Annotated in this window: 25 protein-coding genes; 8 read left to right on the top strand and 17 right to left on the bottom strand. The window is 48.9% G+C overall.

Features of this window, described 5'->3' with window-relative positions; genetic code table 11:
• Positions 1-70: 70 nt before the first annotated feature.
• From F566_RS0124100 to F566_RS35760, 3 genes are all read left to right on the top strand, one after another.
• A complete protein-coding gene (locus tag F566_RS0124100; RefSeq protein WP_020409601.1) occupies positions 71-640 on the top strand; it encodes a cysteine hydrolase family protein in 570 nt (189 codons plus the stop codon).
• 64 nt (positions 641-704) lie between these two features.
• Positions 705-1862: an iron-containing alcohol dehydrogenase gene (locus F566_RS0124095; RefSeq protein ID WP_020409600.1), complete on the top strand. Its 1158-nt coding sequence runs from the start codon at positions 705-707 to the stop codon at positions 1860-1862.
• A 236-nt stretch (positions 1863-2098) separates the two neighbouring features.
• Positions 2099-3370: a hypothetical protein gene (locus F566_RS35760; RefSeq protein WP_020409599.1), complete on the top strand. Its 1272-nt coding sequence runs from the start codon at positions 2099-2101 to the stop codon at positions 3368-3370.
• 22 nt (positions 3371-3392) lie between these two features.
• On the opposite strand, the gene F566_RS0124085 is transcribed toward F566_RS35760, so the two are convergent.
• From F566_RS0124085 to F566_RS0124075, 3 genes are all read right to left on the bottom strand, one after another.
• Positions 3393-4436, bottom strand: coding sequence for a hypothetical protein (locus F566_RS0124085; RefSeq protein WP_020409598.1), 1044 nt, complete (start codon positions 4434-4436; stop codon positions 3393-3395).
• Positions 4437-4564: 128 nt separating this feature from the next.
• On the bottom strand, positions 4565-6178 hold the full coding sequence (locus tag F566_RS0124080; protein WP_020409597.1) for a D-arabinono-1,4-lactone oxidase: 1614 nt from the start codon (positions 6176-6178) through the stop codon (positions 4565-4567).
• A 157-nt stretch (positions 6179-6335) separates the two neighbouring features.
• Positions 6336-8192: a carotenoid oxygenase family protein gene (locus F566_RS0124075; protein ID WP_020409596.1), complete on the bottom strand. Its 1857-nt coding sequence runs from the start codon at positions 8190-8192 to the stop codon at positions 6336-6338.
• 307 nt (positions 8193-8499) lie between these two features.
• On the opposite strand from F566_RS0124075, the gene F566_RS0124065 reads away from it, so the two are divergent.
• Positions 8500-8778, top strand: coding sequence for a hypothetical protein (locus tag F566_RS0124065; RefSeq protein ID WP_020409594.1), 279 nt, complete (start codon positions 8500-8502; stop codon positions 8776-8778).
• Between the two features lie 237 nt (positions 8779-9015).
• On the opposite strand, the gene F566_RS0124060 is transcribed toward F566_RS0124065, so the two are convergent.
• Positions 9016-11997 carry an MHYT domain-containing protein gene (locus tag F566_RS0124060; RefSeq protein ID WP_020409593.1) on the bottom strand — a complete coding sequence of 994 codons (2982 nt, stop codon included), beginning with the start codon at positions 11995-11997 and terminating at the stop codon, positions 9016-9018.
• Between the two features lie 390 nt (positions 11998-12387).
• On the opposite strand from F566_RS0124060, the gene F566_RS0124055 reads away from it, so the two are divergent.
• Positions 12388-13314 (top strand): glutaminase, encoded by a 927-nt coding sequence (locus F566_RS0124055; RefSeq protein WP_020409592.1) that lies wholly within the window; start codon positions 12388-12390, stop codon positions 13312-13314.
• Between the two features lie 30 nt (positions 13315-13344).
• Here the strand turns inward: F566_RS0124055 and F566_RS0124050 are convergent, their stop codons facing one another.
• Both F566_RS0124050 and F566_RS0124045 read right to left on the bottom strand, forming a co-directional pair.
• A complete protein-coding gene (locus F566_RS0124050) occupies positions 13345-14094 on the bottom strand; it encodes a glutamine amidotransferase-related protein (RefSeq protein ID WP_033416803.1) in 750 nt (249 codons plus the stop codon).
• 24 nt (positions 14095-14118) lie between these two features.
• Positions 14119-15033, bottom strand: coding sequence for a MurR/RpiR family transcriptional regulator (locus F566_RS0124045; protein ID WP_020409590.1), 915 nt, complete (start codon positions 15031-15033; stop codon positions 14119-14121).
• Between the two features lie 331 nt (positions 15034-15364).
• Here F566_RS0124045 and F566_RS0124040 point away from each other — a divergent pair, with 331 nt between their 5' ends.
• From F566_RS0124040 to F566_RS0124030, 3 genes are all read left to right on the top strand, one after another.
• The gene (locus F566_RS0124040) at positions 15365-16735 is read left to right on the top strand and encodes a glutamine synthetase family protein (protein ID WP_020409589.1); all 1371 of its coding nucleotides are present in this window, start codon (positions 15365-15367) and stop codon (positions 16733-16735) included.
• Positions 16736-16842: 107 nt separating this feature from the next.
• A complete protein-coding gene (locus tag F566_RS0124035) occupies positions 16843-18246 on the top strand; it encodes an aldehyde dehydrogenase family protein (RefSeq protein WP_020409588.1) in 1404 nt (467 codons plus the stop codon).
• Between the two features lie 2 nt (positions 18247-18248).
• Positions 18249-19421 carry an iron-containing alcohol dehydrogenase gene (locus tag F566_RS0124030; protein ID WP_020409587.1) on the top strand — a complete coding sequence of 391 codons (1173 nt, stop codon included), beginning with the start codon at positions 18249-18251 and terminating at the stop codon, positions 19419-19421.
• 449 nt (positions 19422-19870) lie between these two features.
• Here the strand turns inward: F566_RS0124030 and F566_RS0124025 are convergent, their stop codons facing one another.
• The 11 genes from F566_RS0124025 to F566_RS0123970 form a co-directional block, all read right to left on the bottom strand.
• Positions 19871-20305, bottom strand: coding sequence for a hypothetical protein (locus tag F566_RS0124025; RefSeq protein ID WP_020409586.1), 435 nt, complete (start codon positions 20303-20305; stop codon positions 19871-19873).
• 16 nt (positions 20306-20321) lie between these two features.
• Positions 20322-20696: a hypothetical protein gene (locus F566_RS0124020; protein WP_020409585.1), complete on the bottom strand. Its 375-nt coding sequence runs from the start codon at positions 20694-20696 to the stop codon at positions 20322-20324.
• Positions 20697-20838: 142 nt separating this feature from the next.
• On the bottom strand, positions 20839-21450 hold the full coding sequence (locus tag F566_RS35755) for a hypothetical protein (protein ID WP_020409584.1): 612 nt from the start codon (positions 21448-21450) through the stop codon (positions 20839-20841).
• A gap of 4 nt (positions 21451-21454) precedes the next feature.
• Positions 21455-22123 carry a class I SAM-dependent methyltransferase gene (locus tag F566_RS33855; RefSeq protein ID WP_157497047.1) on the bottom strand — a complete coding sequence of 223 codons (669 nt, stop codon included), beginning with the start codon at positions 22121-22123 and terminating at the stop codon, positions 21455-21457.
• 55 nt (positions 22124-22178) lie between these two features.
• The gene (locus F566_RS0124005) at positions 22179-22463 is read right to left on the bottom strand and encodes an ArsR/SmtB family transcription factor (RefSeq protein WP_020409582.1); all 285 of its coding nucleotides are present in this window, start codon (positions 22461-22463) and stop codon (positions 22179-22181) included.
• Between the two features lie 176 nt (positions 22464-22639).
• On the bottom strand, positions 22640-22954 hold the full coding sequence (locus F566_RS0124000; protein WP_020409581.1) for a hypothetical protein: 315 nt from the start codon (positions 22952-22954) through the stop codon (positions 22640-22642).
• 154 nt (positions 22955-23108) lie between these two features.
• Complete coding sequence (locus F566_RS0123995) at positions 23109-23396, bottom strand: hypothetical protein (RefSeq protein ID WP_020409580.1); 288 nt, start codon at positions 23394-23396, stop codon at positions 23109-23111.
• A gap of 254 nt (positions 23397-23650) precedes the next feature.
• Positions 23651-24157, bottom strand: coding sequence for a type VI secretion system amidase effector protein Tae4 (locus tag F566_RS0123985; RefSeq protein WP_020409578.1), 507 nt, complete (start codon positions 24155-24157; stop codon positions 23651-23653).
• Positions 24158-24336: 179 nt separating this feature from the next.
• Positions 24337-24543 (bottom strand): hypothetical protein, encoded by a 207-nt coding sequence (locus F566_RS0123980; RefSeq protein ID WP_020409577.1) that lies wholly within the window; start codon positions 24541-24543, stop codon positions 24337-24339.
• 128 nt (positions 24544-24671) lie between these two features.
• On the bottom strand, positions 24672-25130 hold the full coding sequence (locus F566_RS0123975; protein ID WP_020409576.1) for a hypothetical protein: 459 nt from the start codon (positions 25128-25130) through the stop codon (positions 24672-24674).
• A 44-nt stretch (positions 25131-25174) separates the two neighbouring features.
• Complete coding sequence (locus tag F566_RS0123970; RefSeq protein WP_020409575.1) at positions 25175-25633, bottom strand: hypothetical protein; 459 nt, start codon at positions 25631-25633, stop codon at positions 25175-25177.
• Positions 25634-25880 lie beyond the last annotated feature (247 nt).

Raw genomic sequence — 25880 nt, 5'->3', positions numbered from 1 at the left:
TGCGCTTGGTTTTATCCTTGGACGGGTGGCGTTACAATGCCTGCTCGCATAGTGGACCGGTCCTTACCCCATGTTTCAATCTGCGCAACCGGCGTTAGTCGTTATAGATGTCCAGCAAGCTATCGACTGTTACTCAGTATTGCCTCGGAACAATCCCGATGCCGAACAGGTCATGAGTCGGCTCCTGCAAGCCTGGCGACACCATGATCTGCCAGTCATTCATGTGCGCCATGCCTCCAGGTTCGTTGAATCCCCTTACCATCCTGACTCGCAGACATATACATTCAAACCGGAAGTTTCTCCGCTGGCCGGGGAAACGATCATCACCAAGAATGAGAACTCAGCTTTTATCGGTACCAGCCTTGATGATCAACTTAGAGCTCTTGGAATCACCGAGTTGGTGGTCAGTGGCGTGCTGACCAATAACTCTGTGGATGCAACGGTTCGGGTTGCCGCAGGAAATGGTTACCGTTGTTTTCTGGTGCGTGATGCCATGGCCGCCTGTGGTATGGCATTGTTAAATGGTGATACGTTAGATGCGGATCTGGTGCATGAAATCTTTCTCAGCAACCTGCACGATGAATACGGCCAGGTCTGTCGATCTGGCGATGTGCTAAGAGCGATTGACGCAGACGGTTGATCGCGCATTTGAAATTTCTTTTTTTAATCGCGTTAAAACTCTCTTCCAGCAGAAGGAAACAGACATGAATTTCGAATTTGCCACCGCTAATAAAATTCTGTTTGGTAATGGGGTTATGAGCCAGGTTCCCGCTCTGGTTTGCGAATACGGTCGTAGTGTTTTTTTGCTGACTGGAGGCTCTCCGGAGCGCTCTTCCGGGTTGGTGGAGGCGCTGCAGGATCGGGGCCTGGAAGTCACGATACATGCTATTGGGAGAGGAGAGCCAACGGTCAAGATGGCTGAACTGGCCGTTGATCAGGCCCGCCTGGCAGAAGCCGATGTGGTGATCGGCTATGGTGGGGGCAGTGTTTTGGATCTGGGGAAAGTGGTGGCGGCAATGCTCACCAATAACGGGGAGTTGATGGACTATCTGGAAGTCATTGGCCGGGCGCAACCGCTGGCTCGTCTCAGTGCGCCTTATTTTGCCATTACCACGACTGCAGGTACCGGATCGGAGGTCACCCGTAACTCCGTGCTGGATTCACCTGAGCACAAAGTTAAAGTCAGTATGCGCAGTCCTTACATGTTACCGGCTGTGGCGATAGTAGATCCGGAACAGACTTGGTCAATGCCTCCGCATCTCACTGCGTCTACCGGGCTTGATGCTCTGACCCAGGTCATCGAGCCGCTGATATCGAATAAAGCGAATCCCTTAACTGACAGTCTATGCAGGGAAGGGATTCGTCGTGCCGGAAGGTCGCTGCGCCGGGCGTACAGTGAGCCGGCCAATGCTGAAGCCCGTGAAGATATGTCGCTGGTCAATCTGTTCGGTGGGTTGGCGCTGGCCAATGCCAAACTGGGCGCTGTACATGGCTTTGCCGGGCCTTTGGGAGGTATGTTTCATGCACCTCACGGAGCGCTTTGCGCGCGACTGTTACCTCTGGTGATGGAGGCCAATCTTAAGGCTTTGCAGGAACGGGCTTCTGACTCTCCCTTTATCGAGCGGTTTGATGAGATCGCTCGCTTGCTGACAGGTGATCCCCTGGCGACGGCAGAGGATGGAAATGCCTGGATTCGGGAAACATGTCACCTAATGAAGATACCCCCTCTATCCAGTTATGGGATGAAAGTTGAGGATATCGAAGAGGCCATTGCTAAATCCAGGAATTCCAGCAGTATGAAAGGGAACCCCATTGAACTGACTGAAGCAGAGCTGGCGGGTATTTTGAATCAGGCGTTGTGATATGACGGATGCGCAATGTCCTTGGGTTATCAGTGTGTAATATCCCCGGATTATTGTAGGAAACTTCATTTTTTCTGAATGTGATAAATATTTTTGATTCAGATAAAGAGTGGAGTCGTCGATAACCTGACATAGGCCCGGGTATTATCCCGTTACTGGCAGCCTCCAGGCAGGGCCGGAATCTGACAAGAGTCAGGGGCGAATCAGGGACCATAAAGGAATTGGTGGAGTATCCTATGATTATTCAGTCATCTGTCGTCAGCTATTTGTCCCGCCAGGACCAGCGTGAAAGCAGTATTGTCAGTAACCGGATCAGTATCGGGCCTGCCCAGGATAACAGCCATCGTCTGGAATATCAGGCAGAAGAGACAGAGTCTGTCGGTCTGTATTCCCATGTTTCAGATGGGGGGCAAGTCCGGACTCATTCGCAACAGCGACTGGCAGAGGAACTGGTGTTCCTGGAGCAGTCGTCATCTCTGGAAGCCTCTACAGAGCTGAATGGTTCCTCAGGTGACTCTGCCAATGCCAGAGTCACCTTCTCACAGTATCGCCATATTACCGAAAGCGAGTCATCTCTGATTGCCTCTTCTGGTGTGATATCTCTGGAGGACGGACGGGAAATCAACTTCAATCTATACGTAGACAGAACGCGGAAATCTGAACTCACCATTGAGCAGACATTGATGATTCAGGGGCGCCCTTTGACAGATCCGTTGGTGCTCAACTTCGATACCGATATCCTTTCCTTGGAATCCACCAGCTTTTTCTTTGATCTGGACGCGGATGGAGATCAGGAATCCATAGCGACACTAGGGGCTGGTAGCGGTTACCTGGTGTTGGATGCCAATCAAAATGGTGAAGTGGATGACGGTTCAGAATTGTTCGGGCCACAGACCGGCAGCGGTTTTGGCGAGCTGGCCCGTTATGATAATGACGGTAATCGCTGGATTGATGAGGCGGATCCGATATTCAGTGAATTGCGGGTATGGGTCGATGCCGGTACTGACAATCAGCGTCTTGCGACATTAAGTGAAGTCGGTATCGGGGCGATATACCTGGGGGCTGCTCAGGATCAGTTTGAGTTGGTGGACGATCAGGGTCGTGTTCTGGGGCAGACCAAAGCTGCAGGAATCATGCTGATGGAGAGTGGTGAGGTTAGAACCGTTCAAGAACTGGATCTGGCAGATCTGCAGGGACAACTGTCAGTGACGGAGCGGCAACAGGGGCCCAGTGATGCTGAGCTTCGGCAGGCAACCGGATTCAGTGAAGTGATGAGCCGGTTGCGCGCGCTCAGAGAGCAACAGGAAAGACGCCTGGATGGCGTCAACCAGCCATCCAGAATCCTTTCCCCATTGCAGCAGCTATTGGAAAAGCTGGAAGCTCTCAAAAAAGAGCTTAAGGAACAATTGAAAATAAGTGCCGACGTTCGGCGACCGGAGGTTGTTGGCGTCACCTTCAAACGGGATGAACTGACTTATCACCTGGTCCGGTCAAAAACGACCGGATAGCAGGTGCTGCTAAAATAGTGGTTTATTCGTCGCAGTAAGCGTCTCCGGCAAATTCCAGCAACCCCTGAGGAATGGTCGTTTCCTCCACCAGTGTGCCCCAATGGTAGATCTTGAGATGAAAACGAGCCTGCATGGTTTTCATTATGGGTTTTTCGGCTCCGAATACGACTTGAGAAGGGACGGTGGCATCGTAGTAACTTTGCGGATTTGATTGAGCTTCCAGTATGACCTTGCGGCCGGGTTTGGTCAGCTCAAAGCTGAAACTTCCTTCGCAGGCGTTAAACCAGCGCTTGACACCGAGCCCCTTGAATTTAGGCAGGAAGGTGATCGTTTCTCCAGGTGCTCGAAACTGACCAGCCCACATTTCAATGGATGAGCTTTTCGGGCTGCCTCCCGACAGCATGAACTGATAGCTTTCTGACACTGTCATAGCATAGATGTAACTGCCGTAGGCTTCTTTATCAGACCATCCTTTGTCGACATTGGTGTAGCCATAGCCGGAAAACTGGTGGTTGTCATCGGCATAACTATATTGCGTCGGTGTTTTCATGGTCCAGATAAACCAGTCAGCACCGACGCCCGGAAATTCCGACAATATGCCGAAAGGGGATTGGGCCTGATTGACAAGCTGCCAGTACGGGGTATGAATCCCCACCCAGCTCATTTGAAACTGGACTTCAGGCAAGCTTAGTTGCAGAGAGTTCTCGTCTGCGTCAACCACGCCGGGGATCTGAAATCTGAAGGAGTCACCCTGGTTGCCGCTGACTTTCTCGACGACTACGTCATCTGAGAAATAGTCGTAAGTGGTGGTTAAACCGTTGCGATCGGCGCGAGCGAAATGAACGTAGCCACGAAGTTGAGATGGACTATCCGGAGAAATGTAAGTCTGCAGAGAAACTTTAAAGTATCCGTTTTCCGGATCATTCAAATTATAAAACCATTGTTCACTCCATTGGTCCCCGGTAGGTTGATGCGGCGCAAGATCATTGATATCGGTTGCGTGAACCGGCGTAAAGCAAAGGTGCAGGAATAATACTAGGAACAGAAATCGGGAGAGCTGTCTCATTGGAATCTCCTAGGGGAAAAGGGGGCAGTATGATGTCTGCCCCTTTGGTCAACAGAAGTGGCGCCCAGCCAGGCGTCGAATTTTCAGGCTCTGGCGTCAGGCCTGTGCACAGGGGGGGGGATTCAGATCTACTTGCAGATTTTTGATTCTGAATAGTAGGCCCCAACCTGGCAGCTTGTTCCTGCGGCACAATGTTCATCCGTCTGGCAATAGCACTCACCTCGGGCGTTACATTCGGGAGTCAGGTAGTTTTCCAGAGGATCCTGTCCGCTGACTCTTTCCCAGAAGGGGTTGGTGAATACGTTATAGGGATCCATTTCCTGTTTGAATGCCAGGAAGTCATTCCATTTGGGAAAGCGGGCAGGCATATCCTCAAATATGGCGACGGAGTTTTTGCCCCAATGAGGTCGTGCACCGTATTTGCGAATCGACATCTGTTCAATCTCCAGATTGACGAAATAATTTTTGGGTACGGCTTCGCCGGCTTTACGCAGGGTGTACTCGATGCCCAGGTAGGCCGTATCCCGTCCGGCACTCATTCCGAGGTAGCTGGGAGAGGCTTTGCCAAAGCGAAAGTATATGCCGTTTAGTGGAAAGCAGGTCCTTGGGTGGGCGTCGAGAATTCGTCTCACGTCGGCAATCCAGTTGGGTAACTGTTCCAATGGAATGGCAACTTCCTGAAGGGCAATAGGAAGTTTGTCCCAGATGCACTTGCCGGGTTCCTTACAGGTGAAATACTGCATTCGATCGGAAGGTCCGATGGGATGTTTCAAAACTTTTTTGGTGTCAAAATCTCGATAGTAGGATTTAGCACGGGCATCATAACGGACGCTTGCGGCCAGGCATTGAAGTCCGGAGCCCGGGAACTCATGTAGGGCATCAAACAACAGCTTGAAGAAAAACTCCTGTATATCAGAAACATCCGCCTGGGCGTTATAGGCATTGCCCTCTGTCGATAGCGGTACAGGATTATAGAGCGTTGTGGTGTAGCGCCCCAGTCCCGGGAACCAGGCAATATTGGCGGAGTAATTCTGCTTGGCGATATCAATGATGATATCCTCCAGCCCCTTGTCATCCCTGTATCCTTTGACGTCGGCCCGGACTTTAAATGCAGGTTCCAGCTGGATGGTCACTTCAGTCACCACGCCGAGAACTCCCAGATTAACTCTGGCAGCGTTCAGTTCTTCACCGGTCAGTACTCTGACATCTCCCAGTCCGTCCACAATTTTGAGTTCGGTGACGTAGTCAGCAATCATATTGGAAGGTTTGGCGAGTGTTGAGCCGTGAGTGCCACTACCGAGCATACCGCCAACGGTAAAGGTGCCAAGTTCCGTTACCATGTTGACTGACAGATCCTGTTCCCTGAGAAATTCATTCAGCTTGTTGAAGCGCATGCCTGCCTGGACTGTCACTGTCATGGCATCTGCGTCAAAACTGACGATTTTATCCATGTTCTTGAGGGTAATCTGATCCTGACCGTCTCCTGTGCAAGCGGCATCGATCTGGCTGGCGAATTTGCGATTCCCCGTCATTACCGTCCGGCCTTCGGCTAGAGCAGCCCGCACGATGTCCTGAATTTCTTCCACTGATGTGGGGTCGTAAACAGCGCCGGGATGACACTCGTAAGTATCCTGGTAGTTGGTGATAGTCCCAGCAGGTTCCTGATTGGCGCTGATGCCGATGGATATGCCGAGTACGGCACCCGCCGCTAATAATCCTATTGCCATTCTTTTGGGTTTCATTGATGACTCTCCTGATTAAATGTCTTTACTTCCCTGACTTCCCTGACTTCCCTGACTTCCCTGACTTCCCTGACTTGCCTGCGCTGGTGTGTCGTGTGAAATAGCGAAAACAGAGCGCCGGATGTATTGCAGCGCTCTGTTCACTATCGGGAGCACACTAGCTGAACTTAGGTAAAATATATTCTTCGAGGATCTGTTGTACCTCCCTGGAGTGTTTGGACATTTTTCCGGTTAAGAACTCTGCCAGGTCAGACCGGTACACTCCGACAGGACGGGGGCCGATAGACTCCACCCATAGGGCGTGATTGGTGGTGGCAAAGTTAAGGTTTGGATTAGACAATATGCAGACTGGTCCCTGGCTCAGGTTGCCGGCGTCAAATATCCAGATTTCCTTACCGTTCCCGCGGCCATTAGTTGGGTCTTTCCTGACCACGGCGGTAAACAAATAGCCGTCATCCTGTGCGGTGCTGCCGGGTCTGTTCATAAATTGTGGGGTTCGCATGACGCAGTCGCTGGGGAACTCGTAGGCGTCAGTGATGGCCATGGCGTTGCAGTCAAAGTGGAGCAGGGCGGAAGGTTGTGACATTTCCGGTAACGAGCCATTGCTGAACACCCGGTGGGGGTAGTCTTTGTAAGCGTTGGCGACCCGACTGGGGAGATGCTCCGGCCGGTAGCCGATGGCTGCCCAGTAGATATGCTCGAAGGTGTCCGGAAACTGAAAATGGCCGCGATATGCCGGGTCATTCATGTCCCAGCAACGGAGGTCTCTGACCACGGAGAAATCTTCTTTAATCTCCTCGGCAGAGAAGCGGTGTACCCGGATACGAGCTCTGACCAGTCCTCCGATATCCACTGGCGCGGTAGGGTATCCGGAAATGGGTTTATCCACCCAGCCACCGAAATGCAGCCGGTCCAGATGCATCTGGGGTTCCGATTTGTCCATGGCACCCATATATTGGCCATAGAGGGTAATTTCACCGTTGCTGTCATCATAGTTGCAAACGATATCGGAAGTATCAAAATCCAGCTCAATATAGTCTGCCAGAACATTGTCAGCGCCCGGCATCAGGTCCGCTTTGCGAATAATCCAGACCGGGGTGCGGTGACGTTGGGGTTCCACAGATCGAATTCCCAGGATGCGGCCATTTTCAACAAAGGCGGCGGTCTGGAAGATCAGAATGTGATCGCGCGTCACACCAAGTGAATGACTGGTGGCGGAAATGTAGGCGTTCTCTCCCTGACGATTAAAAACCTGCCAGGACTCGAAGGGGCCGTGCTGATCCCAGCGAATGATTCTGATAAAGCCGTTTCGGGTGCCGGATTCCCCCATGTTGCCACCATAGTTAATGGTAAAGCATTCTCCGGTCTCAAGATCAAAATGGGGGTGGCCGGTTGTTCTGATCTGAGGGAATAACCACTTGCCGGAGGTTAGCCAGTCTAGCGCTGGTGGCAGGCTGGATTGCCATTCGTCCATATTGCCGACCTGTGTGACCAGCTCCAGTGTTTCTCCGTCAAACTCAAAGGGAGGCCCCCCTTCATAGCTTAATGCAAACCGATTGTTGCCCATGTAGTTGGGGGCGGTATTGCAGTAGTTCATAAACCCCATGGTGGTGCTGAAGTAAATCGTACCTCCCAGCAGCGAAAAGCGATCAAGCAGTCCGCTCACTTGTTCCTGCATAATGGCGGAAGGCGTATTGATCATTTTTCGCAGATAGCCAACACCATCGGGATTGAAATCGAACCGGGTCAGTGCCCCTCTGCCGTTTGGGGTGAAGTGGTTTTTCTCCAGGGGGATTCCTTCAGCCATAAATACATGGCCGCTGATGTCTTGCGGTAGGGTTCCGCTGATCACATCCATGGTGCCGGAGGAAGGTGTCAGATCGGCATTCATGATGGAGTCGGGGAAGGTGGGTTGATATAGCAGTTGCCCGCTCAGTAAAGGGGCTCCTGCAAAGCTAATGTTGGGTAGTGCGGTCAGTGCGCAAAACGATTTGACAAAATGACGTCTGTCCATGTCATCTCTCCAGGTATTCCATGAGTTTTATTTTTTTTAGTGTCTGTTGACGCTTCATATGATGCACATGCTGGAGTCACATTTTGTTCTCTGCAAAGCGGAGAGAGTGCAGTGTAGTCATTCTACATAAGCGATCGACAATGCCGCAGAAGGCAAAATATGGACCAGCCCTGCGGGCTAGTGCCCCTTCAGTGGGTAGAGAGCCTGAAAGCAGGCCCCTCTTTGTTGTTCGGCGTTCATTCAGAATGACTAAATCTCTCTTCTCGCGCCTTGACTGACCTGTTTTCAGGTTTTCCATGAGCACCATATGAAGCGTCAACAGACCCTACGCTTTTCTTACGATAGTGATATCGATACAGCAGTGGTTTCGCGACCTCAAAAAGGCATCGGTGAAGCTTGTACAGGTATCGCTAAAACTAAGGGAGTGATATCTCAGACTGATATCGAATGGACGATCATTGGATGCTGGTCAGTTGCTCAAGCTATCGACGGTAGTGAGGGGGCGCTCCGCAACACTTGCATCGATTGGGTTTCTGATTTCGAGATCATACAACCAGGAAGAGCCGACGACACACCGGGCGGGTGAAGGCTCTGCTACAACGTGATTCTTATCAGGAGCATAATGGATCAGGACGGCGATAGATCCATCTGAACAGGCCAAACCATCAGGACGATAAAAAGAGCCTGGACTTGGCGTGACTCACTCCTTGTCGGCGGATGATCGGTTTTCCTTAAAAAGGGAAGGGGATTATCCGGCTGCTTTTCAGCATAGCGGATAATAATCGGAAGACAAAAGGTTGAAGGAGTTGTTATTTCAGCTTTGTTACCCAGTGCTCATTTTGGTCGTTAGCTCGCTTTTTATTGTGGTTAGCAATTCGCTGGCAGTTTCGAATTCGTGATTGTTGAAGGCAGCGGCAACCTTCTTTGCCTGAACTTGGTAACTGGGGCCTGACCAGAGCAGCAATTGCTCGAGGGCGTATTCATCATGTTCTCTGCGCATGCAGATATCCATGAGGTGCTCGATGATCTGCAGAAGGTCGGATGACACCGTCGTGACAAGGGGGATCAGATGTGGTCTATGATCCTGTTGTGCAGCTCTTCTGGAGTCATCCTTCAGGAAGCTGAGTTCGGTGATAACGTGCTCTGTCGCGGCTTGTATCTCTGCAAGGAGGGATTCTGCTCGATTAAGTTTTCCGGATTTGGCACTTTGTTCCAGTTGATCAAACAGGTCGCTGAGCTCTGTCATGGCCAGATTGCCGGTCAAGCCTTTGAGTGTGTGGGATTCCTGTCTCAGGAGTTCAAACTGATGGTCTTTGAGAGCATTCATCAGGCGAATTTTCTTCGTGGTCCATTGCTCCAGGTAGTCCCGGATCTCTTCGGCCAGAACTTTTTGATCGCCCCATAGCTCCAGGCCCTGGTCCAGATCAAGCGGGTGTAATGGTCGAGTGGTTCTGGATTTTACATTGGCCGGAATTCTGGTGGTTTTTATTCCCAGAACCCGGGATATTTCCAGCGTGACATCTTCCAGTTCGATAGGCTTGCTGGCGAAGCCATTCATTCCGGCCTCTTTGGCCAGCAACTGATCTTCGACGAGAACGCTTGCAGTCATGGCAATGATCGGGGTTTCTTTCAATTGCTTGATTTTTTCCGCCTGCCGAATGGCGCGGCAGGCGGAAAGTCCATCCATTACGGGCATCTGAATATCCATGAGGGCAACATCCGGACGGTGTTCTTCCCATTGCTGAAATGCTTCCTGGCCATTGGTGGCTGGAATGACCTGATGGCCACTTTTCGTCAGTAGCAGCGTCAAGAGGTCGACATTCTGGCGGATATCGTCAGCGACCAGAATCTTAAGGGGAGGTAGTTGGATAAGGCTCTCGCTTTGTTGTGTTTCACTGATTTCGGCCGGTCTGAGTGGAAGTGTGAATTCGAAGGAAGTGCCAACGTTCAGTTCGCTGGATACATTTACACTGCCTCCCATTAGCTCCACCAATTGTTTGCTGATTGTTGTGCCAAGGCCTGTTCCTCCGAATCGGCGACTGGTTGATGGGTCTGCCTGGGTAAAGGGTTCAAAAATGTTAGATAGTTGTTCCGGGGTCATGCCGATACCAGTATCCTGCACCTGAAATACCACCATGCCACTCTTGTCAGGGGTGATTGAGATGTCGACCCGGCCATGATCGGTAAACTTGATAGCATTGCCGACGATGTTGGTCAGTACCTGTCGGATTCTGTCGGGTGCCCCCGTATAGTGGTCACGCAGCTCTGAGGATAGGGATATGCACAAGTCGAGACCCTTGTGGCTGGCCTGAAGAGCCAGGGTTGAAATCACCTGATCGACTTCGTGCGTCAGGGAAAAGTCTGTATTGTGCAGTTCCAGTTTGCCTTTCTCCAGTTTTGCACTGTCCAGTACATCGTTCAATATGTGTAATAGGGAGCGGGCCGAGCTGCTGATGGTGGCAATCTGCCGGTGCTGTTCGTCGCTAAGGCCGGATTCCATGAGGATGTCACTGAAGCCAATGATCGCGTTCATGGGGGTGCGGATTTCATGGCTCATGTTGGCCAGAAAGGTAGACCTGGCGATAGCGGCCTGTTCGGCCCGGTTTTTCGCCTGGATAAGGTCATGCTCCATGGCAAGTCGCTCTGAGATGTCGGAAATGAAGGCAACAAAAAGGTCTTCCTGGGGGAGTCTGACATGGCCGATAGCAAGGCGCACGGGGACTTTTCGGCCATCTTTGTGAAGGGCGTCGACTTCCCGGCCGATGCCAATAATGTGGGCTTCTCCGGTTCTAAGATATCGTTCGATATAGGTGTCATGCCGACTACGGTGGGGTTCGGGCATCAGGCAGTTGACGTTTTTGCCCAGAAGGTCTTCGTGTTTCCAGTCAAGGATGTTCTCGATGGCAGCATTGGAACCCATTACTTGCCCTGTGCTGTTAATCGTGACAATTCCATCAATCGCGGTTTCCATGATGGCTCTGAGGCGACTCTCATTGGATTGCGCGATCACTGAAGTGTCTTTGTATTTCAGCGTGAGGCTGATCGTCAGGGTCAAAATAGCGATGAAGATGGCCACGGCGGTGACGCTGATTGCCAGTAGCCAGTTGGAGTTTGTGACGATGAGATGGTCGCTCAGGTTTTCGGGTTTGATAAACCGCGTTGCCGCCATGCCGGTGTAATGCATGCCGGAAATCGCCACACCCATAATGATGCCGCTGATCAGATTAAGGCGTATTGTGCTGAGATTGTCCCCCCAGGCATGTTTGAGGCCGAAGCGCAGCTTGATAGAAAACACTGCCAGACTGACTGCCACGATAATTGAGAGGGTGAAAGTGGTCGGGTCGTATCTCAGCTGGGCGGGCATCTGCATGGCCGCCATTCCTGTAAAGTGCATGATGCCGATTCCCAGGCCGATGCTGAGCCCTCCGATGACAAGTTGGTGTGGTCTGAGGTCTCTTCTGATAGTCAGGTTCAGAGCGATCCATGAAGCGACAACGCTGGGTAGAATGGAGGTAAGTGTCAGGAGGAGTTCGTAGCGGACCGGCAGGTTCATCTTGAACGCCAGCATTCCGATGAAGTGCATGGACCATACGCCGCCTCCCATTACCAGGCTGGCGGCCAGGATTGTGATCTGTCTACGATGTCTGGAAAGGAGCCCCCAGGACTGGGAAGCAATCTGATAGGCAGTAAAGGACGCGCCTGCTGCCATAATAATGGAAAGAATTACAAGCCATGGGTCATAGCTCCCATGCATCAACTGATCGCTGTTGCCGGGGATCTGGAACAGTAACAAAAGCCTGTCCATGAAAAAGGGGGGTCACCTGTTGTCAATAATTGTCGGGCTATCTATTAAAGATTAGTTCATATAACGGTGATTTTAAAAAGTTGTACCACATTAATTCTGTTTACGAATAATCCTGTTTCTGCACAAGTGCGAAAGTGCCGCTGCGGTATCGTGTATGACGGTTTCTTGATTATGTGCGCGTGATGGCCTCAACATAAATCAAAGCGACAGGATATAGGCTTTTTCCACCATTGTTGCTTAGACTCACTACTATATATTCGGCCGGGGCTCTCTCATGCATCAAAAGTGGTTGAGGAGGGCTTGATCCGGGTAATTCGGAATTCACGCTGTTGGGAAAGTGTGATGCTCCGGAAATGTTGTAGCAGTAATAAAACAACCAAAAGAGGCATCATGAATCTGTCCAAAGTCGACATGCCTGCCATTCTCCAGCAAATCTATGAAGAAGTTATTCTCCATTATGGTGAAGGCAAGGTGGCGAACTATATTCCGCCTCTCTCCAGAGTGAATCCTCGCCAGTTTGGTATGGCTATTCGCTGGGTGGATGGTGAAGAGCATTTTATTGGGCAGGCGGAGACGCTATTTTCTATCCAAAGTATTTCCAAGCTGTTTGCATTGATGTTGGCGCTGGATATTGTCGGAGATGAGCTGTGGAACCGGGTTGGGCGGGAGCCCTCCGGCATGCGTTTCAATTCGTTGTTGCAGTTGGAGAATGAAGCGGGGATTCCGCGTAATCCTTTTATTAATGCTGGTGCGATTGTCGTTACAGATACCATTGTCAGTCACAGTGCCTCTCCGGTGAAGCGGCTTGAGCAGTTTATGGCCTCATTATCGGGTAATCCTGGTAATCGCTTTGATTCTGAGGTCTACAATGCGGAGGCAGCAACAGGGTTTCGTAATGCGGCTATTGCGAATCTGCTGAAAGCCATGGGGAACCTGGAAGGGCAGGTTAATGATGTTCTGGATGCCTATTTCAAACAGTGCTCCATGACAATGTCCTGTCTGGATTTGGCAAGGGCCACGGAGTGTCTGGCGAATAAAGGGAGGTCCACATTTCGGTCGCACTTTCATGGTGAGGTGATGGATAAGCGTATCAATGCCCTGATGTTGACCTGTGGTCTGTATGATGCTGCCGGCAATTTTGCTTACCGGGTCGGACTTCCCGCCAAGAGTGGTGTCGGGGGAGGGATTGTGGCCATTGTTCCGGGACACTGCTCAGTGGCGGTTTGGTCACCGGAGTTGGATGAATATGGTAACTCTGTGTTGGGGCAGCGGGCGCTGGAGCTGCTGACAACCTATACCGGCAGCTCCATATTCTGAATCGATGTCTGGCCCGGTGATATGGGTGAGTCAGCCCTGATTGGATTTGGCCAATACTTCGGCAATGAAGTTGACGATCCACTGGGCAGCTTCCTGTTTGTCCGGTTGTCGGGCCAGAGAGGCAATGCCTTCTTTGAATGTTTTTGCTCCCAGAATGTCCTCTCGTTTTTCCATCAGGCCTTTTGAGTAGCCAGCGGTAAACTCCGGATGTCCCTGGAAGGTCAGAGTATTGTTGCCTATCTGCATGATGTCGTTGGGGCAGAAATCATGGCTGGCCAATCGCCTGGCTTCCTGTGGTAGCCGGGTAACCTGATCCTGGTGGCTGACCAGCAGATTCAGGCTGGGTAGTGCTGGTTGCATCCAGGGCTCGCTGCTTTCCATATCGGCGCGGTGAAGTCCAACTCCCCAGCCGTTTTTCGACTTCACGACTTCGCCTCCGAGGGCTTTGGTCAGCAACTGGTGGCCAAAGCAGATTCCCACGACAGGCTGGCCTGATTCGTGTAGGGTGCGTGCCAGGTCCAGTGCTCTGTGGATCCAGGCTTCGTCGTCATAGACGCTCCATTTGCTGCCGGTAAACAGCCAGGCATCGCACTCATCCGGTGACTCCGGGAATTCCATTTCTGTCAGATCGTAGTCCCGATACTGCAATTCGGGAGCGACTTCTCTGAACAGGTTGCGGAACATCTCGGGGTAATCGCCGAAATGTGTCCTGAGGTCAGGCATGACATGGTCACACTGAAGTATCCCTAGCCTGAATGTAAAGGGGGGTTGTGTCTTCATGATCACCCTCGTATTGACTGGCTGTTAAACCTGTTTCTGAAACCGGGTTCGTATATTTTCCAGATCCCCGATGCGGTCCGTTAGCTGGTCCCACTTGCGGTTGCTCAGCGCTGCGACAAATGTCTCCATCATGGCGCTGATGGAGGTTAGGGAGTCCCAGTTGGAAGGCGCCTCTACATGAGCTACGAGAACATGCTGGGCAACTCTGGCCAAGGGGGAAAGCCACTGGTCAGTCACCAGTATGACACTGGCGCCTCTTTGGGCGGCTTCCTCGGCAAATACGATGACTTCTTCCTGGTAGCGGCGGATGTCGAATACTACCACAACGCAATGCTTATCCATGTCCAGCAAGTATTCAGACCAGGAAACCGGGAGGCCGGTAATATGGCGTACTCTTGGTCGCAAGGCTCGCAGGTGCATATAGGTCTGGGTGGCGATCGAGTCAGTGAAGCGGCCGCCAAGTAGAAAAACCTGCTGGTTAACATCTTCCAGTAGGGCCAGGACGCCCTCGAATTCATTCTGGGAGATGGATGCCATGGATTGCCGGATGTTATTGCAGATGGCGTCAATATAGATATTCTGGAAGTCGGTTTTATCCTGTACTTTCTGTATGTCCGGATGGCGTTTGGCCAATGGTGATTTCAATCGGGCATCCAGTTCATTGCGTAACTCATCCTGGAATTGTGGATAGCCGGTGAAACCTAGCTTTGAAATAAATCGCAGAATGGTCGGGTGGCTGACCTCTGCGCGTTCCGCGAAACGGGCCAGGGAATCGAGTCCGACGACGGGGTAGTTTGTCAGTAATAGGCGGGCAGCTTTTTTTTCTGACGGGGTCAGTGTGTCAAGCTTGCGGTGGATCAGCTCAGCGATCGACAGCCCGTCTTCCTTGGGCGGATTGTCAGTGTTTGAGGGGGGTGGTGTCGCTGGGTGATCTGTCATGCTGCATTGCGTACCGAAGTTTTATGTATTTGGGTATGTACAAATATGTACATTTGAGAGATATTGTATATCATGCATGTACAATATTGTACAAAATATTCGACAAAAAAATAAAACCTATTTTAGGGGGAGTTGAATTATCAGCAAGCCCCGGGCAGTAGAGAACAAATACCTGACCCTCCATATTTGCCGGATCTGCTCGAAGCAAGCGCTTTGGCGACTGGTGTATGGGGGACGGACTGAATCGGTAACTTAAGCAAAGCCATTGGCAGCCGGATTGGCGGTTGGCGGTAATTGTGAAGCGACCATTGCAACCACAGGAGACAATAATATGCAGCCCAGAGATGTCAAAACCATCGCTGATGCCAGAAAGATCATCGAGGAGCGTGATGCCGACCAGATTAAAGTCGGGGTTTTCGATGTGGACGGTATCCTTCGCGGAAAGTATATGAGTAGGAAGAAATTTCTCTCCGCACTGGAATCCGGTTTTGGTTTTTGCGATGTGGTTTTAGGCTGGGATTCCAATGATCAGCTATATGACAACACTAAGTTTACCGGTTGGCACACGGCCTACCCAGATGCCTGGGTTCGGGTGATACCGGAAAGCTGCCGGGAAATCCCCTCTGAAGACAATATGTTGTTCTTCCTGTGTGAATTTGAGCAACGTGCGGAAAAAATCTGTCCGCGTGGTGTGCTGAAGCGAGTGCTGGAGAAAGCAGACGCCATGGGATTTTCCGCCAGTGCGGCCTGTGAATTTGAGTTCTTCATGTTTGAGGAAACGCCGCATTCAGTGAGAGAAAAGAACTACACCAACCTGAATAATATTACACCGGGTTTCTTTGGTTATTCGGTCCTTCGCAGCTCTGTGCTGGGGGAGTTCTATAAAGACTTCATGGACTACTGCAAAGATTTCGATATGGAGCTTGAAGGGTTTCATACTGAAACCGGGCCGGGGGTTCTGGAAGCTGCCCTGACGGTGGATCAGGCGCTGGCGGCAGCGGATAAAGCGGCGCTGTTCAAGACGTTTACAAAAGTGTATGCGCAGCGCCTGGGTTGGATGGCCACCTTTATGGCCAAATGGTCTCCTGACTGGCCGGGTCAGAGTGGCCATATGCATATTTCTCTGCAGAACAAGGATGGTACTTCCGCATTTTATGCGGAAGGCAAAGATGTCCATAACATGTCTGATACCATGCGACATTTTATTGGCGGACAGCAGGCTCTGATGCCAGAGCTGTTGTCGATGGTGGCCTGTACGGTGAATAGCTATACCCGTCTGATTCCCGGATTCTGGGCGCCTACTTCAGCATCCTGGGGTGTCGAAAACAGAACTTGTGCGTTGCGGGCAATTCCTGGTTCCGCCAAGTCTCAGCGGGTGGAGTATCGGATCTCCGCCGCAGATATCAATCCCTATATTGCGCTGGCAGCAGCCTTGGGTTCCGGGTTGTGGGGGATTGAAAATAAGATCGAACCCGATGCCCCGATCAGCGGCAACGCCTATGAAAAAACTTTCTCGAAAGAAAGGGATCTGCCGAGGACTCTCATCGAAGCGGCAGGTCGCCTGCGTGAATCTGAAGCAGCAAATGCATTATTCGGCAATGAATTTGTGGAGCATTATGCCGCCACCCGGGAATGGGAAGAGCGGGAGTTCCGTAAGGCGATTACCGACTGGGAAATGCAGCGCTACTTCGAAATTATTTGATCTGTTGTGGTAATACACAGACAGATTGCGACGTATCCAATTTACAGGGCGGTTAGCCCTGTGGTTGCAAATATACCTATTTTTTAATTGTTATCGTGGAGCAAACCATGAGTGGAATGGCGCAAATTATCAGCCCTGTGGATGGGGCCGTTTTTGCAGAGCGGTCATATGTCGACCTGGAGCAGGCTCAGCAGAGTGTCGTGAAAGCATCTGAAGCACAGAAAGCCTGGCAACAAACTCCGCTGGAAAAGCGCATCGAGATTCTGGATGCAGCAGTGACCATGCTGGCTGAAGATACTCAGGATCTTGCGGTTGAATTGGCGCGGCAGATGGGACGTCCTGTGTCCCAGGGCGCAGGGGAGGTTCGTGGTTTTACTGAGCGTGCCCGCTATATGCTGGAAATTGCGCCAAGGGTATTGGCTCCCATTGATATGCCGGAAAAAGAAGGTTTTAAGCGTTATATTCGTCGGGATCCTGTTGGGGTGGTGATGGTGATTGCTCCTTGGAATTTTCCTTATATGACGGCTGTAAACTCCGTGTGGCCCGCGTTGGCTGCCGGAAATGCCGTGGTGCTGAAGCACGCCCAGCAGACGCTGCTTTGTGGTGAGAGGCTACAAAAAATTCTCGAGAAAGCAGGGCTTCCTGATGGGGTGTTTCAGGTGTTGCATATGAGTCATCAGACGACTTCCGAACTGTTGAAGTGCCCTGAAATCCGTTTTGTGAATTTTACAGGATCTGTTCGGGGCGGGCAGAGTATTCAACAGGCTGTAGCAGACAGTGGTCATTTTGCCGGCACGGGTCTTGAGCTGGGCGGCAAAGATCCTGCCTATGTCAGAGCTGATGCGGATATTGCGGATGCTGCCGTGAATCTTGCTGACGGTGCCTTCTTCAATACCGGGCAGTCATGCTGCTCCATTGAGCGAATTTATGTTCATGAGAGTGTCTATGACAAGTTTGTTGATGCGTTGGTCGCCGAGGCGAAAAAGCTGATGCTGGGTAATCCTTTGGAGCCAACGACGTCTCTTGGGCCACTGGTAAAAACTGAGGCGGCAGACTTCGTCCGTGGGCAGATTGAGGAAGCGGTGAAGGAAGGGGCCAAGGCGTTGATTAACCCAGCGGATTTTCCTGCTGATGAGGTGGGTACTCCTTATATGGCTCCTCAAGTCCTGGTGAACGTGAGTCATGATATGCGCGTGATGAGGGAAGAAAGTTTTGGGCCGGTGGTCGGTGTCATGCCTGTCAGCTCTGATGAAGAGGCTGTTCGGTTGATGAATGATAGTGAGTTTGGCCTGTCGGCATCTATCTGGACTCGAGACCTGGAAGCTGCCGAGCGGTTGGGCGAGCAGGTGAATACTGGAACACTCTTTATGAATCGTTGTGACTATCTGGATCCGTCTTTGGTTTGGACCGGAGTTAAAAATACCGGACGGGGAGCGTCCCTGTCTGAGTTGGGTTACGACGCGTTGACCCAGTCCAAAAGTTTTCATCTGCGTTTACCTTCAGGAGTCTGATTATGAGCTCAACACCATCGATCACTGCCAACTGGGGAATTCCCAATCGTATGTTGGTCGGACCCGGCCGATTGCAGGAATTGCCTGCGTTGTGTGAAGAATTGGGTTACAGGGCGCCGTTATTGGTGACAGATAAAGGTCTCAAAGACTTGCCGATGATTACCGACACACTGGCGATGCTGAAAAAAGCCGGGCTGGGAGTGGATTTGTTTTCTGATGTTGCAGGTAATCCGGTTGAGCGTTCTGTTAGCGCCGGCGTGGAGGCTTATCGCGGAGGGCAGCATGATAGTGTGATTGCTTTTGGTGGCGGCAGTGCGTTGGATGTGGGAAAAGCCATTGCGTTTATGTCAGGTCAGACCCGGCCAATATGGGATTTCGAAGATATTGGGGATTACTGGAAGCGGGCGGATGCCAATGGCATTGCGCCAGTTATTGCTGTTCCGACGACGGCCGGTACCGGGTCAGAGGTGGGGCGGGCTTCTGTTATTTCCAATGAGGAAGAGCATCGTAAAGTCATCGTCTTTCATCCCAGAATGCTGCCGGTGGCGGTGATTCTTGACCCTGAAGTGACGGTTGCGTTGCCGCCGCATATTACGGCGGCAACGGGGCTTGATGCCTTTATCCATTGTTTTGAAGCCTATTGCGCCCCGGGTTTTCATCCGATTGCAGAGGGGATTGCGCTGCAGGGGATGAGGTTGATTGCGAAAGCGCTTCCGGTCGCCTATAAAAACGGAGCGGATCTGGAAGCCAGGACTCACATGCTGGCGGCTGCGAGCATGGGGGCGATTTCATTCCAGAAAGGCTTGGGTGGTGTGCATGCGATTGCGCATGCGGTTGGTGCTATGTACAACACTCATCACGGGCTGACCAATGCGATTCTGTTGCCCTATGTCATGAAACATAATCAGGCCGCAATAGAGCAGAGAATGACGCCTGTGGCGCAGGCGGTAGGGTTGCAGGAAACGTCATTTGATGCGGTGTTGTCCTGGGTATTGGAATATCGCAAGCAACTGGGAATACCGCATACTCTGCGTGAAATTGATGTTGCAGATGATCGCGCAGATGAGGTGGGTAAACTTGCCGCTGGCGATCCTTCCGCTGGAGGAAACCCTGTGCCTGTGAATGCTGCTGAGCTGGCTCAGGTTTTCAGAAATGCGGTTAACGGGATGATCTGACCTGTTGGCGATATGGTGTGACAGGTCCTGGTGAAAACGAATAAAGCCTCGTTGAAATATGCGGGGCTTTATTTTTGTGTGGCTTGTTCTGAAATAGAGGCAAAAAAAAGGGCAACCCAAATGGATCGCCCTAATAATTCGATAAAACAAGAAAAGTGGGACAAGAAAACTACCAACCTCAGCGAGGACCCAAAAAGCAGCAGGGGTACTACATACTCCCCTGCTCTAAGTGGGGGATACTACTCAAATCCACGATTGAAATATTAGCCTCCCAGAGGCTGATATTCAGTTGTTTCTGCGTAAGCTGGTGTTAGCTTTTTGTAACCCTGTCAGGAGGTTGGGAAACATGTCTGTAGGCTTTTGAAAGCGCTGTAGTGGTTTATTGCTGATTGGGTGGAAAGGTGATTTTGTGTCTTGTTGTGCGGGTGGAATGATTGGCGATACACAAATTAAACTACAGTCTCTTGAAAAGAAGTGTTCATTCTCATGAGCATGATCAGTATATTCCAGACACAAAATGCTGGACCACCTGTTTCTGCAGGAGCTCTTACTTTTTCGCCCCCTTTAAGAGAAACGATTAATCGAGAAAGGTCTTCCTTCTTTTCGTCTGGCTTTACTGTTGAATCGTGAATCTCATCAATTTCACTATATTTAAATGCAGTTATAGAGCCTTTATAGCTGACAACTGCTCCTCTTGTACATAAAACGATGCAGCCAGGCGCATCCGATTCTGAGACCAATATAGGCCTACCAATATCTTTAGAGAACTCTATATTTGGCTTGTCTCGATCAGCCTCCCAAAAATAGGTATTCCGTTTGGGTATGTCATGCTGATCGGCTCGCCACCTTATTCTATTTTCGATAAATGACTCAGTGTTTTTCATAAGAGAGCTAACGCTGTCAGTTGGAGTGGCCCGGAGGGCCGTCTATAGCCTGGCCTTGTTCTGCTCGTTGGCCCTCCCAAGGATCAATTACATCACTACTCCTTGGGCCCACTATTTTGCCGAAGAGGGTCATCTCAAATAAATGGCAGAGTTCTTTGCTAGAGTAAGCAAGAGAGTTTGGCTCATCCTTGCCATTAAATTCAGCGATTTTTGTTGCGGAGTGGGCCATCAAAAGATTACGCATTTCTCTCTCAGTAACTAAACCGCCTTCGAAACAGCGCCAACCTTCCTTGCCGCTTAAATCAGAGTATTCACCTTTATATAATACGTGCTCGATCAATTGGAAGGCTTTGTCATACGGCAGCGGATCAAGCTTCATTGCTTCCGCCATGGAAGAGATACACTCTATCAATTTTTCTCTATCTGGCACCGCTTCAATCTCTGATTAGGCAGAGCGCCTGGCACAGGGGCGCAGCCACTTGATGTTATGCGAGTATTTAGTTTCATCAGATTATGATCTATGCGTTGATTGATTAAAAATGACGAGAGTAACGAATAAATGCTCCTTCAGCATCATACGATGGGTTTTCTGGTCGAACACCCGTTCCGTTTGAAGTATGTGACCAATGATACCCGCCCCCCACTGTACTTGAGTTATCAAGTCTATAATAAATAGACGGGCCAATCCGCCACATGAAGTTGTAATGTTTGCCACCTGCTGGAAATTTATCATTATAGATAAATAAATTACCAATGCCCTCTAGGCGAAAAGAAAATTTCTCATGTTCGAAAGCCCTCCAATCCAATTGCACTCCTGGGCCTAAGGCAAAAGCAGAATTCTTATAATTTACGTCACGCATAGTGCCTTTAGAATATTCACCTTCGATTTGAGTGATATCACCAGTAGCGTGAGCGAATGAAGCTAAAGCGGTAACTCTGAGGTTTATGGGGCTAATCTCTGCTACAGGATAAAATACGTCAAATATGTAAGTGTCAATATTTCTATCGCGGTCTACCGGAGATAGATATTCGAATCCAAATAAGACAGCGATTTCATTTTCTGTATTGTCCTGTGCATAGGCGCGACTTGAAACTAAAAACACATGGAATAAAACTACAGCCAAAACAAAATAGTTACGCAGCATAACTTTATTCCTTATTCGCGATAATAATTTCAGTAGGGTGTTTTCCGTGGTGATATTCCCTCGCTATATTTACAAAACCGGCTATCGAAACTGGCTCCTTCATTAAAACAGGGCGACAATTTCCCATTATGTAGAGAACTAACAGTTTCGGTAGAAATTGATATAGATGTTCAAGAAAGGAGCTGTTGCTTTCTTCATTTTTACTCATGTTTACCATAATGAGCTTTCCTCCCGGCTTTAGCACTCGATACATCTCTTTCAAAATATCCTGCATATCATCAGCCGGAATTAAATCCATCATGTAGCCGTTGTACAAAATATCAAAGCTGTTATCCGTCCATGGCAGATGTCTGCAATCTCCTTGTTTGAGAACAATGTTCTCATATCCATTTTGCACCATTCTTTTTTCTGCCAATTCCAACATTCTTTTCGACAGTTCAATGCCGTAGATAGGTTCAGCGTTTCCAGTTCTTTTTGCTATTTCAAGCAATACGCGACCAGGTCCTGTCGCGACTTCTAGTATCTTCAGGTGCGAATGCCACTGAATTTTATCGAGTGCTTTTTTATGGTACTCAAGTTCGCTGATAGCTACAGTCTTATCATACGCGCTACTTCTAAAGTCATACGCCTTTCTAAGGCTTTCTATGCTGACATTATTAGTATCGATCATCATATTGCTCCTACATTTAGTGAAATAACGAAGTGTAGGCCATAAATCTGATGCGCAGTCAGCAACAACTAAATCTTTCCGAAAGCGCCTGAAAAACATTTGCCAAATACTTCCTGTTCCCTTGATACAAAACATCTTTTCCTTTTTTTTCTGAAACAAGAATTTTTTCTCGCTTCAAGATCGTTAAATGAGTTGATGCTGTGGACAGTGCGATATTGGCTCTTTCTGCTACTTCAGAAACAGAGTGCGATTCTCCATCAAGAAATATTTGGATCAATATCTCTTGACGTTTTTCACTAGCTAACGCCTTGAAAAAGCTAATTAGTTGTTGATTTTCGAGCATGAAACCTCTCAATCATGTATTCTACATTTCGCCAAGTAACGAATTATAGAATGTTTTACATATTGAGGTTTGTCAAGGAATTTAATTTGCTCTTCGTATAACGCCCGCACAGGGTCGACAAATAAGCGTAGCGATTTGGCGGTTACAGCGACCACAGGAGCGATTGTTGCGGCTTGTTATACGCTAACGACATGAGGTGCTTTCTCTCGTTCAAATTCTGCCCACTCTTCTATCAAGGCAAGTAATTGCTTCTGGTAAATTTCAACAGAATTCAACTCGATCTCCAACTTTGTAGACACCCTGAACAAATTGCCAGAAACAAGGCTCAGAACCGATGTATTGCCCATCCATTGACAACATTTCTTCAATTCAACATGCTTTCTTGCTTCTTCGAAAGATGAGTCGGACTCCAAAAAAAGAGAAAGCGCATTCCACTCGCCATCTATAAGAACTTTAGGCTGACCAGCTTCAATGTAAAATTTTGCTTCCATGCTTTCTACGTATGACACTTAAAGTTGCAGTTGCTAATCCGCAACCTTTGATTGTTATAAATTATTTGTAAATTACTTTATGGAATTTATTGAGCAATAGATTGATAAACTTGCAAAATTTAGGCGGAATAGTTTCAGCAGTCCGTCTGAACTTCTACAACTCATATATCTGCCAAATAACCTCTACACCCTGATACTGCGATGGTAGTTTTTCTTTGGCTTCGTTAATTGAATTGTAATCAGAGTCTTGCTCTGTCTTCCACTCAGAGTCGCAGCTGAAGCGGTAGAATTTTTTACTGCCAGGATAACTGCATATCGCCAAGCCGAAAATCTTTGCTGCTATTTCTCCAGATTCGTAGCGAAGAGCGCCAAATGGTTTGTCTCCTGACCAAGCCCACTCAAGCACTTTTGCCCCATCTATTTCGTTAGGTGGTTTCTTCATGGCTCTCTTGAAACATAGCCTGCGGAGGTCCGCATATTATGCGATTTTTTTTGACAACACATACGTAAGCACAATGCTTATAGCCGAGCAAAAAAGGAAAGACGCGAGTACGTATGAAAAAATGAAAGGAGCATTATCCATTCTTTGTGCTTCATGCAGATACGGAAAAGCAAGCTTTTTATATGACAAGAGAAATACACCGAAGTTGAGTGCAGCAGACAAAATCAACAATAGCATCCCTATCAAAACCTTTTTCATTTTACCTCCCAGAACCATACTTCTTTGCTGTTATTAAGATCAGATACTGCCCCAAAAAACTCATAAACTGACCTCATAAACATACCACTACCCGTGATTTCGTCTTCGTTCCAAAGATCTATATGATCACCGCTCCTACTGTCAAAACTTTCCTGGCCTCTCTGCCAATAATCCTTAAAAAATATCACTCCAGTTTTACCTTTAAGGTCCCTTTGAAATGAGCCGGGTTGAATTTTCTTCATTAGCGAAAACCCGGGTGGAGTATGATTTTTCATCGCTTCTGCGAATTCTTCTGCAAGCAAAATATGTTTCTTTCCATCATGTGGCCAACAGCGCTTTGCTTTGAAAAGGCTCAGATCAACGCCTGAGCGGATGAAACACTCGCTCAACATGATCGCACAATAGTCAGAAAATGGCTCATTGCTATCTTTTTGCTTGTTCGTGCATCTCGCTTTAATGTTTTCTTTTTGGGGAAAGTTTTTCCATAGTGTTTCAAATTTCATGGTATCAATTTCCATATTTGTATATTGCAGATAGTCGCCGCATAGCCTGTAGAAAACTACGTGAAACAGGTCTCCCCACAGACTTTCCTAACCAATTAAATTTATCCAACTTTGCTCCAAACTTTCCATTCAGAGCAATCATTTACTACCGTTTTAGTTAATTCACTTGCCTGTTCTTGTTAAGCTGGAAATACGCCGTGTTTTTTCACATAAGGGATTGCGACAAATATCAGAAGGCCGCTCACGATAAGAACATTGGTGCCAACCAAAACTAATCCATACTCATTCTTTACCTTCACCGAAACAGGATTGTCTTCTTCTTTAGTTATTCTCACAATTTGAAATCCCGGAACTAAAATGTAGTCGCACCACTTCAAGTTGGCCACGTCAATATTCTCTTTTCATTTAACTCTCTTTTAGGTAAATACCTAAAAGAGAGTCCCTTTCAATATTTCAATAAGCATTACTCAATTTCCTTTCTTAAACATAAAGCCGAAGGAAGGTGCCGCGCCATCTAGGCGGTCCCGCTTGCTTGACTTATCATGGCTTTTCGGAGCTGGAACAAGACGAATGCTGCGTACAAATATGATACTGAAATAAAAGTAGGGGATAAAAAATAGGGCCATTGATGCCAATCTGGAACTCCCTCATGATATAGCCCCCAAAAACCCGACAGAGTATTGGACACTATAAACAGGCCTAAAACAGCCGAAGCGCCAAATGTTGCACTTCTAGCCCTACGGCTTAGATATTTGAACTTTCTTGAAAGAACATCAAGCACAATGGTTAAAGCGAGAAGTATAAACAGCGACACACCTACGCCTGCAACTTCTCGCAGCGCGGATATAACCTCGTCTATGTTTTTTGAGTATTTAATAATGTTCCAGGCGATAACGCATGCAATTCCCACATGTAAAAAAGAAAAGATGAAATAGATCTGAGCAACGTCTTTAGATTTTTTCTCGATATCCATAGTTATAACGCTTTAAGCTGTGAGTGTTTTTTTGTTGCATGCCCTTACTTGTTAACTCTTTTGGTCGAAACATTTCGAAGCTCCTTCGCATCGGAGAAGGCAGCTCGGTAGTTCTGTGCTAAGTTCTGGTCCAGTCCGATTAGGATAGTAGCGCTGCTATCCCAGCTTGCCACTTCAAACACTGCGCCACTAAGTTGAGGTGCGGGATTAGAGCCGTCCCAATACGTCGGATTATCATGCACCACTGGGTCTTCAGCTACTTCAAATCTAGTACCGACTTTAAAAGCGCTGAACACAGACCAGATGAATTGAATTTCATTTCCTTCAAGAATGCGCCTAAGCTCTTTTCCAGAAATCCAGCCTTCAGGGATATTATATCCATTTGTTTCAATATCACTTAAATACCAATCAAATTCTTCACAGGCAATTTTAAGAGCAGTAAACACCTGCTCCATAAATGTGTAAAACTCTACTTGGTCCGTCTTTTCGAGAATGAGGTTCATATTATTGCTAATTTAACATCTATGGATACTCCACCTGTTGCAAGAAGATCCATTGGTTAATTGGTTGGACCATCTATTCGGACTTCGCTTTACTGCCATGCCTGTGCCCCTGATGATTTCCGCTAATCTGATTCTAAACATTTGGACGTTCTATTAAAACGATGTTAGGTCCAGAGTGTTCGGATTACGGTTCATCCGATTTGCCATCAATTTGACCTTCTCACACACAGTGCAATGCCAGCATTCA

This window comes from Hahella ganghwensis DSM 17046 (assembly GCF_000376785.1).
In the GTDB taxonomy this organism is placed as follows: Bacteria; Pseudomonadota; Gammaproteobacteria; order Pseudomonadales; family Oleiphilaceae; genus Hahella; species Hahella ganghwensis.
This window is presented reverse-complemented; position numbering and strand designations above follow the sequence as displayed.

What these genes read in the sequence shown, in the direction of transcription:
- F566_RS35760 (WP_020409599.1), top strand. Translation starts at nt 2,099, where the DNA reads ATGATTATTCAGTCATCTGTCGTCAGCTATTTGTCCCGCCAGGACCAG.
- F566_RS0124005 (WP_020409582.1), bottom strand. Translation starts at nt 22,463, where the DNA reads ATGCTCGAAAATCAACAACTAATTAGCTTTTTCAAGGCGTTAGCTAGT.
- F566_RS0124080 (WP_020409597.1), bottom strand. Translation starts at nt 6,178, where the DNA reads ATGAAACCCAAAAGAATGGCAATAGGATTATTAGCGGCGGGTGCCGTA.
- F566_RS0123995 (WP_020409580.1), bottom strand. Translation starts at nt 23,396, where the DNA reads ATGAAGAAACCACCTAACGAAATAGATGGGGCAAAAGTGCTTGAGTGG.
- F566_RS0124025 (WP_020409586.1), bottom strand. Translation starts at nt 20,305, where the DNA reads ATGAAAAACACTGAGTCATTTATCGAAAATAGAATAAGGTGGCGAGCC.
- F566_RS0123975 (WP_020409576.1), bottom strand. Translation starts at nt 25,130, where the DNA reads ATGGATATCGAGAAAAAATCTAAAGACGTTGCTCAGATCTATTTCATC.
- F566_RS35755 (WP_020409584.1), bottom strand. Translation starts at nt 21,450, where the DNA reads ATGCTGCGTAACTATTTTGTTTTGGCTGTAGTTTTATTCCATGTGTTT.
- F566_RS0124035 (WP_020409588.1), top strand. Translation starts at nt 16,843, where the DNA reads ATGAGTGGAATGGCGCAAATTATCAGCCCTGTGGATGGGGCCGTTTTT.
- F566_RS0124075 (WP_020409596.1), bottom strand. Translation starts at nt 8,192, where the DNA reads ATGGACAGACGTCATTTTGTCAAATCGTTTTGCGCACTGACCGCACTA.
- F566_RS0123985 (WP_020409578.1), bottom strand. Translation starts at nt 24,157, where the DNA reads ATGAAATTTGAAACACTATGGAAAAACTTTCCCCAAAAAGAAAACATT.
- F566_RS0124040 (WP_020409589.1), top strand. Translation starts at nt 15,365, where the DNA reads ATGCAGCCCAGAGATGTCAAAACCATCGCTGATGCCAGAAAGATCATC.
- F566_RS0124045 (WP_020409590.1), bottom strand. Translation starts at nt 15,033, where the DNA reads ATGACAGATCACCCAGCGACACCACCCCCCTCAAACACTGACAATCCG.
- F566_RS0124020 (WP_020409585.1), bottom strand. Translation starts at nt 20,696, where the DNA reads ATGGCGGAAGCAATGAAGCTTGATCCGCTGCCGTATGACAAAGCCTTC.
- F566_RS0124055 (WP_020409592.1), top strand. Translation starts at nt 12,388, where the DNA reads ATGAATCTGTCCAAAGTCGACATGCCTGCCATTCTCCAGCAAATCTAT.
- F566_RS0124000 (WP_020409581.1), bottom strand. Translation starts at nt 22,954, where the DNA reads ATGGAAGCAAAATTTTACATTGAAGCTGGTCAGCCTAAAGTTCTTATA.
- F566_RS0124060 (WP_020409593.1), bottom strand. Translation starts at nt 11,997, where the DNA reads ATGGACAGGCTTTTGTTACTGTTCCAGATCCCCGGCAACAGCGATCAG.
- F566_RS33855 (WP_157497047.1), bottom strand. Translation starts at nt 22,123, where the DNA reads ATGATGATCGATACTAATAATGTCAGCATAGAAAGCCTTAGAAAGGCG.
- F566_RS0124030 (WP_020409587.1), top strand. Translation starts at nt 18,249, where the DNA reads ATGAGCTCAACACCATCGATCACTGCCAACTGGGGAATTCCCAATCGT.
- F566_RS0123970 (WP_020409575.1), bottom strand. Translation starts at nt 25,633, where the DNA reads ATGAACCTCATTCTCGAAAAGACGGACCAAGTAGAGTTTTACACATTT.
- F566_RS0124065 (WP_020409594.1), top strand. Translation starts at nt 8,500, where the DNA reads ATGAAGCGTCAACAGACCCTACGCTTTTCTTACGATAGTGATATCGAT.
- F566_RS0124095 (WP_020409600.1), top strand. Translation starts at nt 705, where the DNA reads ATGAATTTCGAATTTGCCACCGCTAATAAAATTCTGTTTGGTAATGGG.
- F566_RS0124050 (WP_033416803.1), bottom strand. Translation starts at nt 14,094, where the DNA reads ATGAAGACACAACCCCCCTTTACATTCAGGCTAGGGATACTTCAGTGT.
- F566_RS0124100 (WP_020409601.1), top strand. Translation starts at nt 71, where the DNA reads ATGTTTCAATCTGCGCAACCGGCGTTAGTCGTTATAGATGTCCAGCAA.
- F566_RS0124085 (WP_020409598.1), bottom strand. Translation starts at nt 4,436, where the DNA reads ATGAGACAGCTCTCCCGATTTCTGTTCCTAGTATTATTCCTGCACCTT.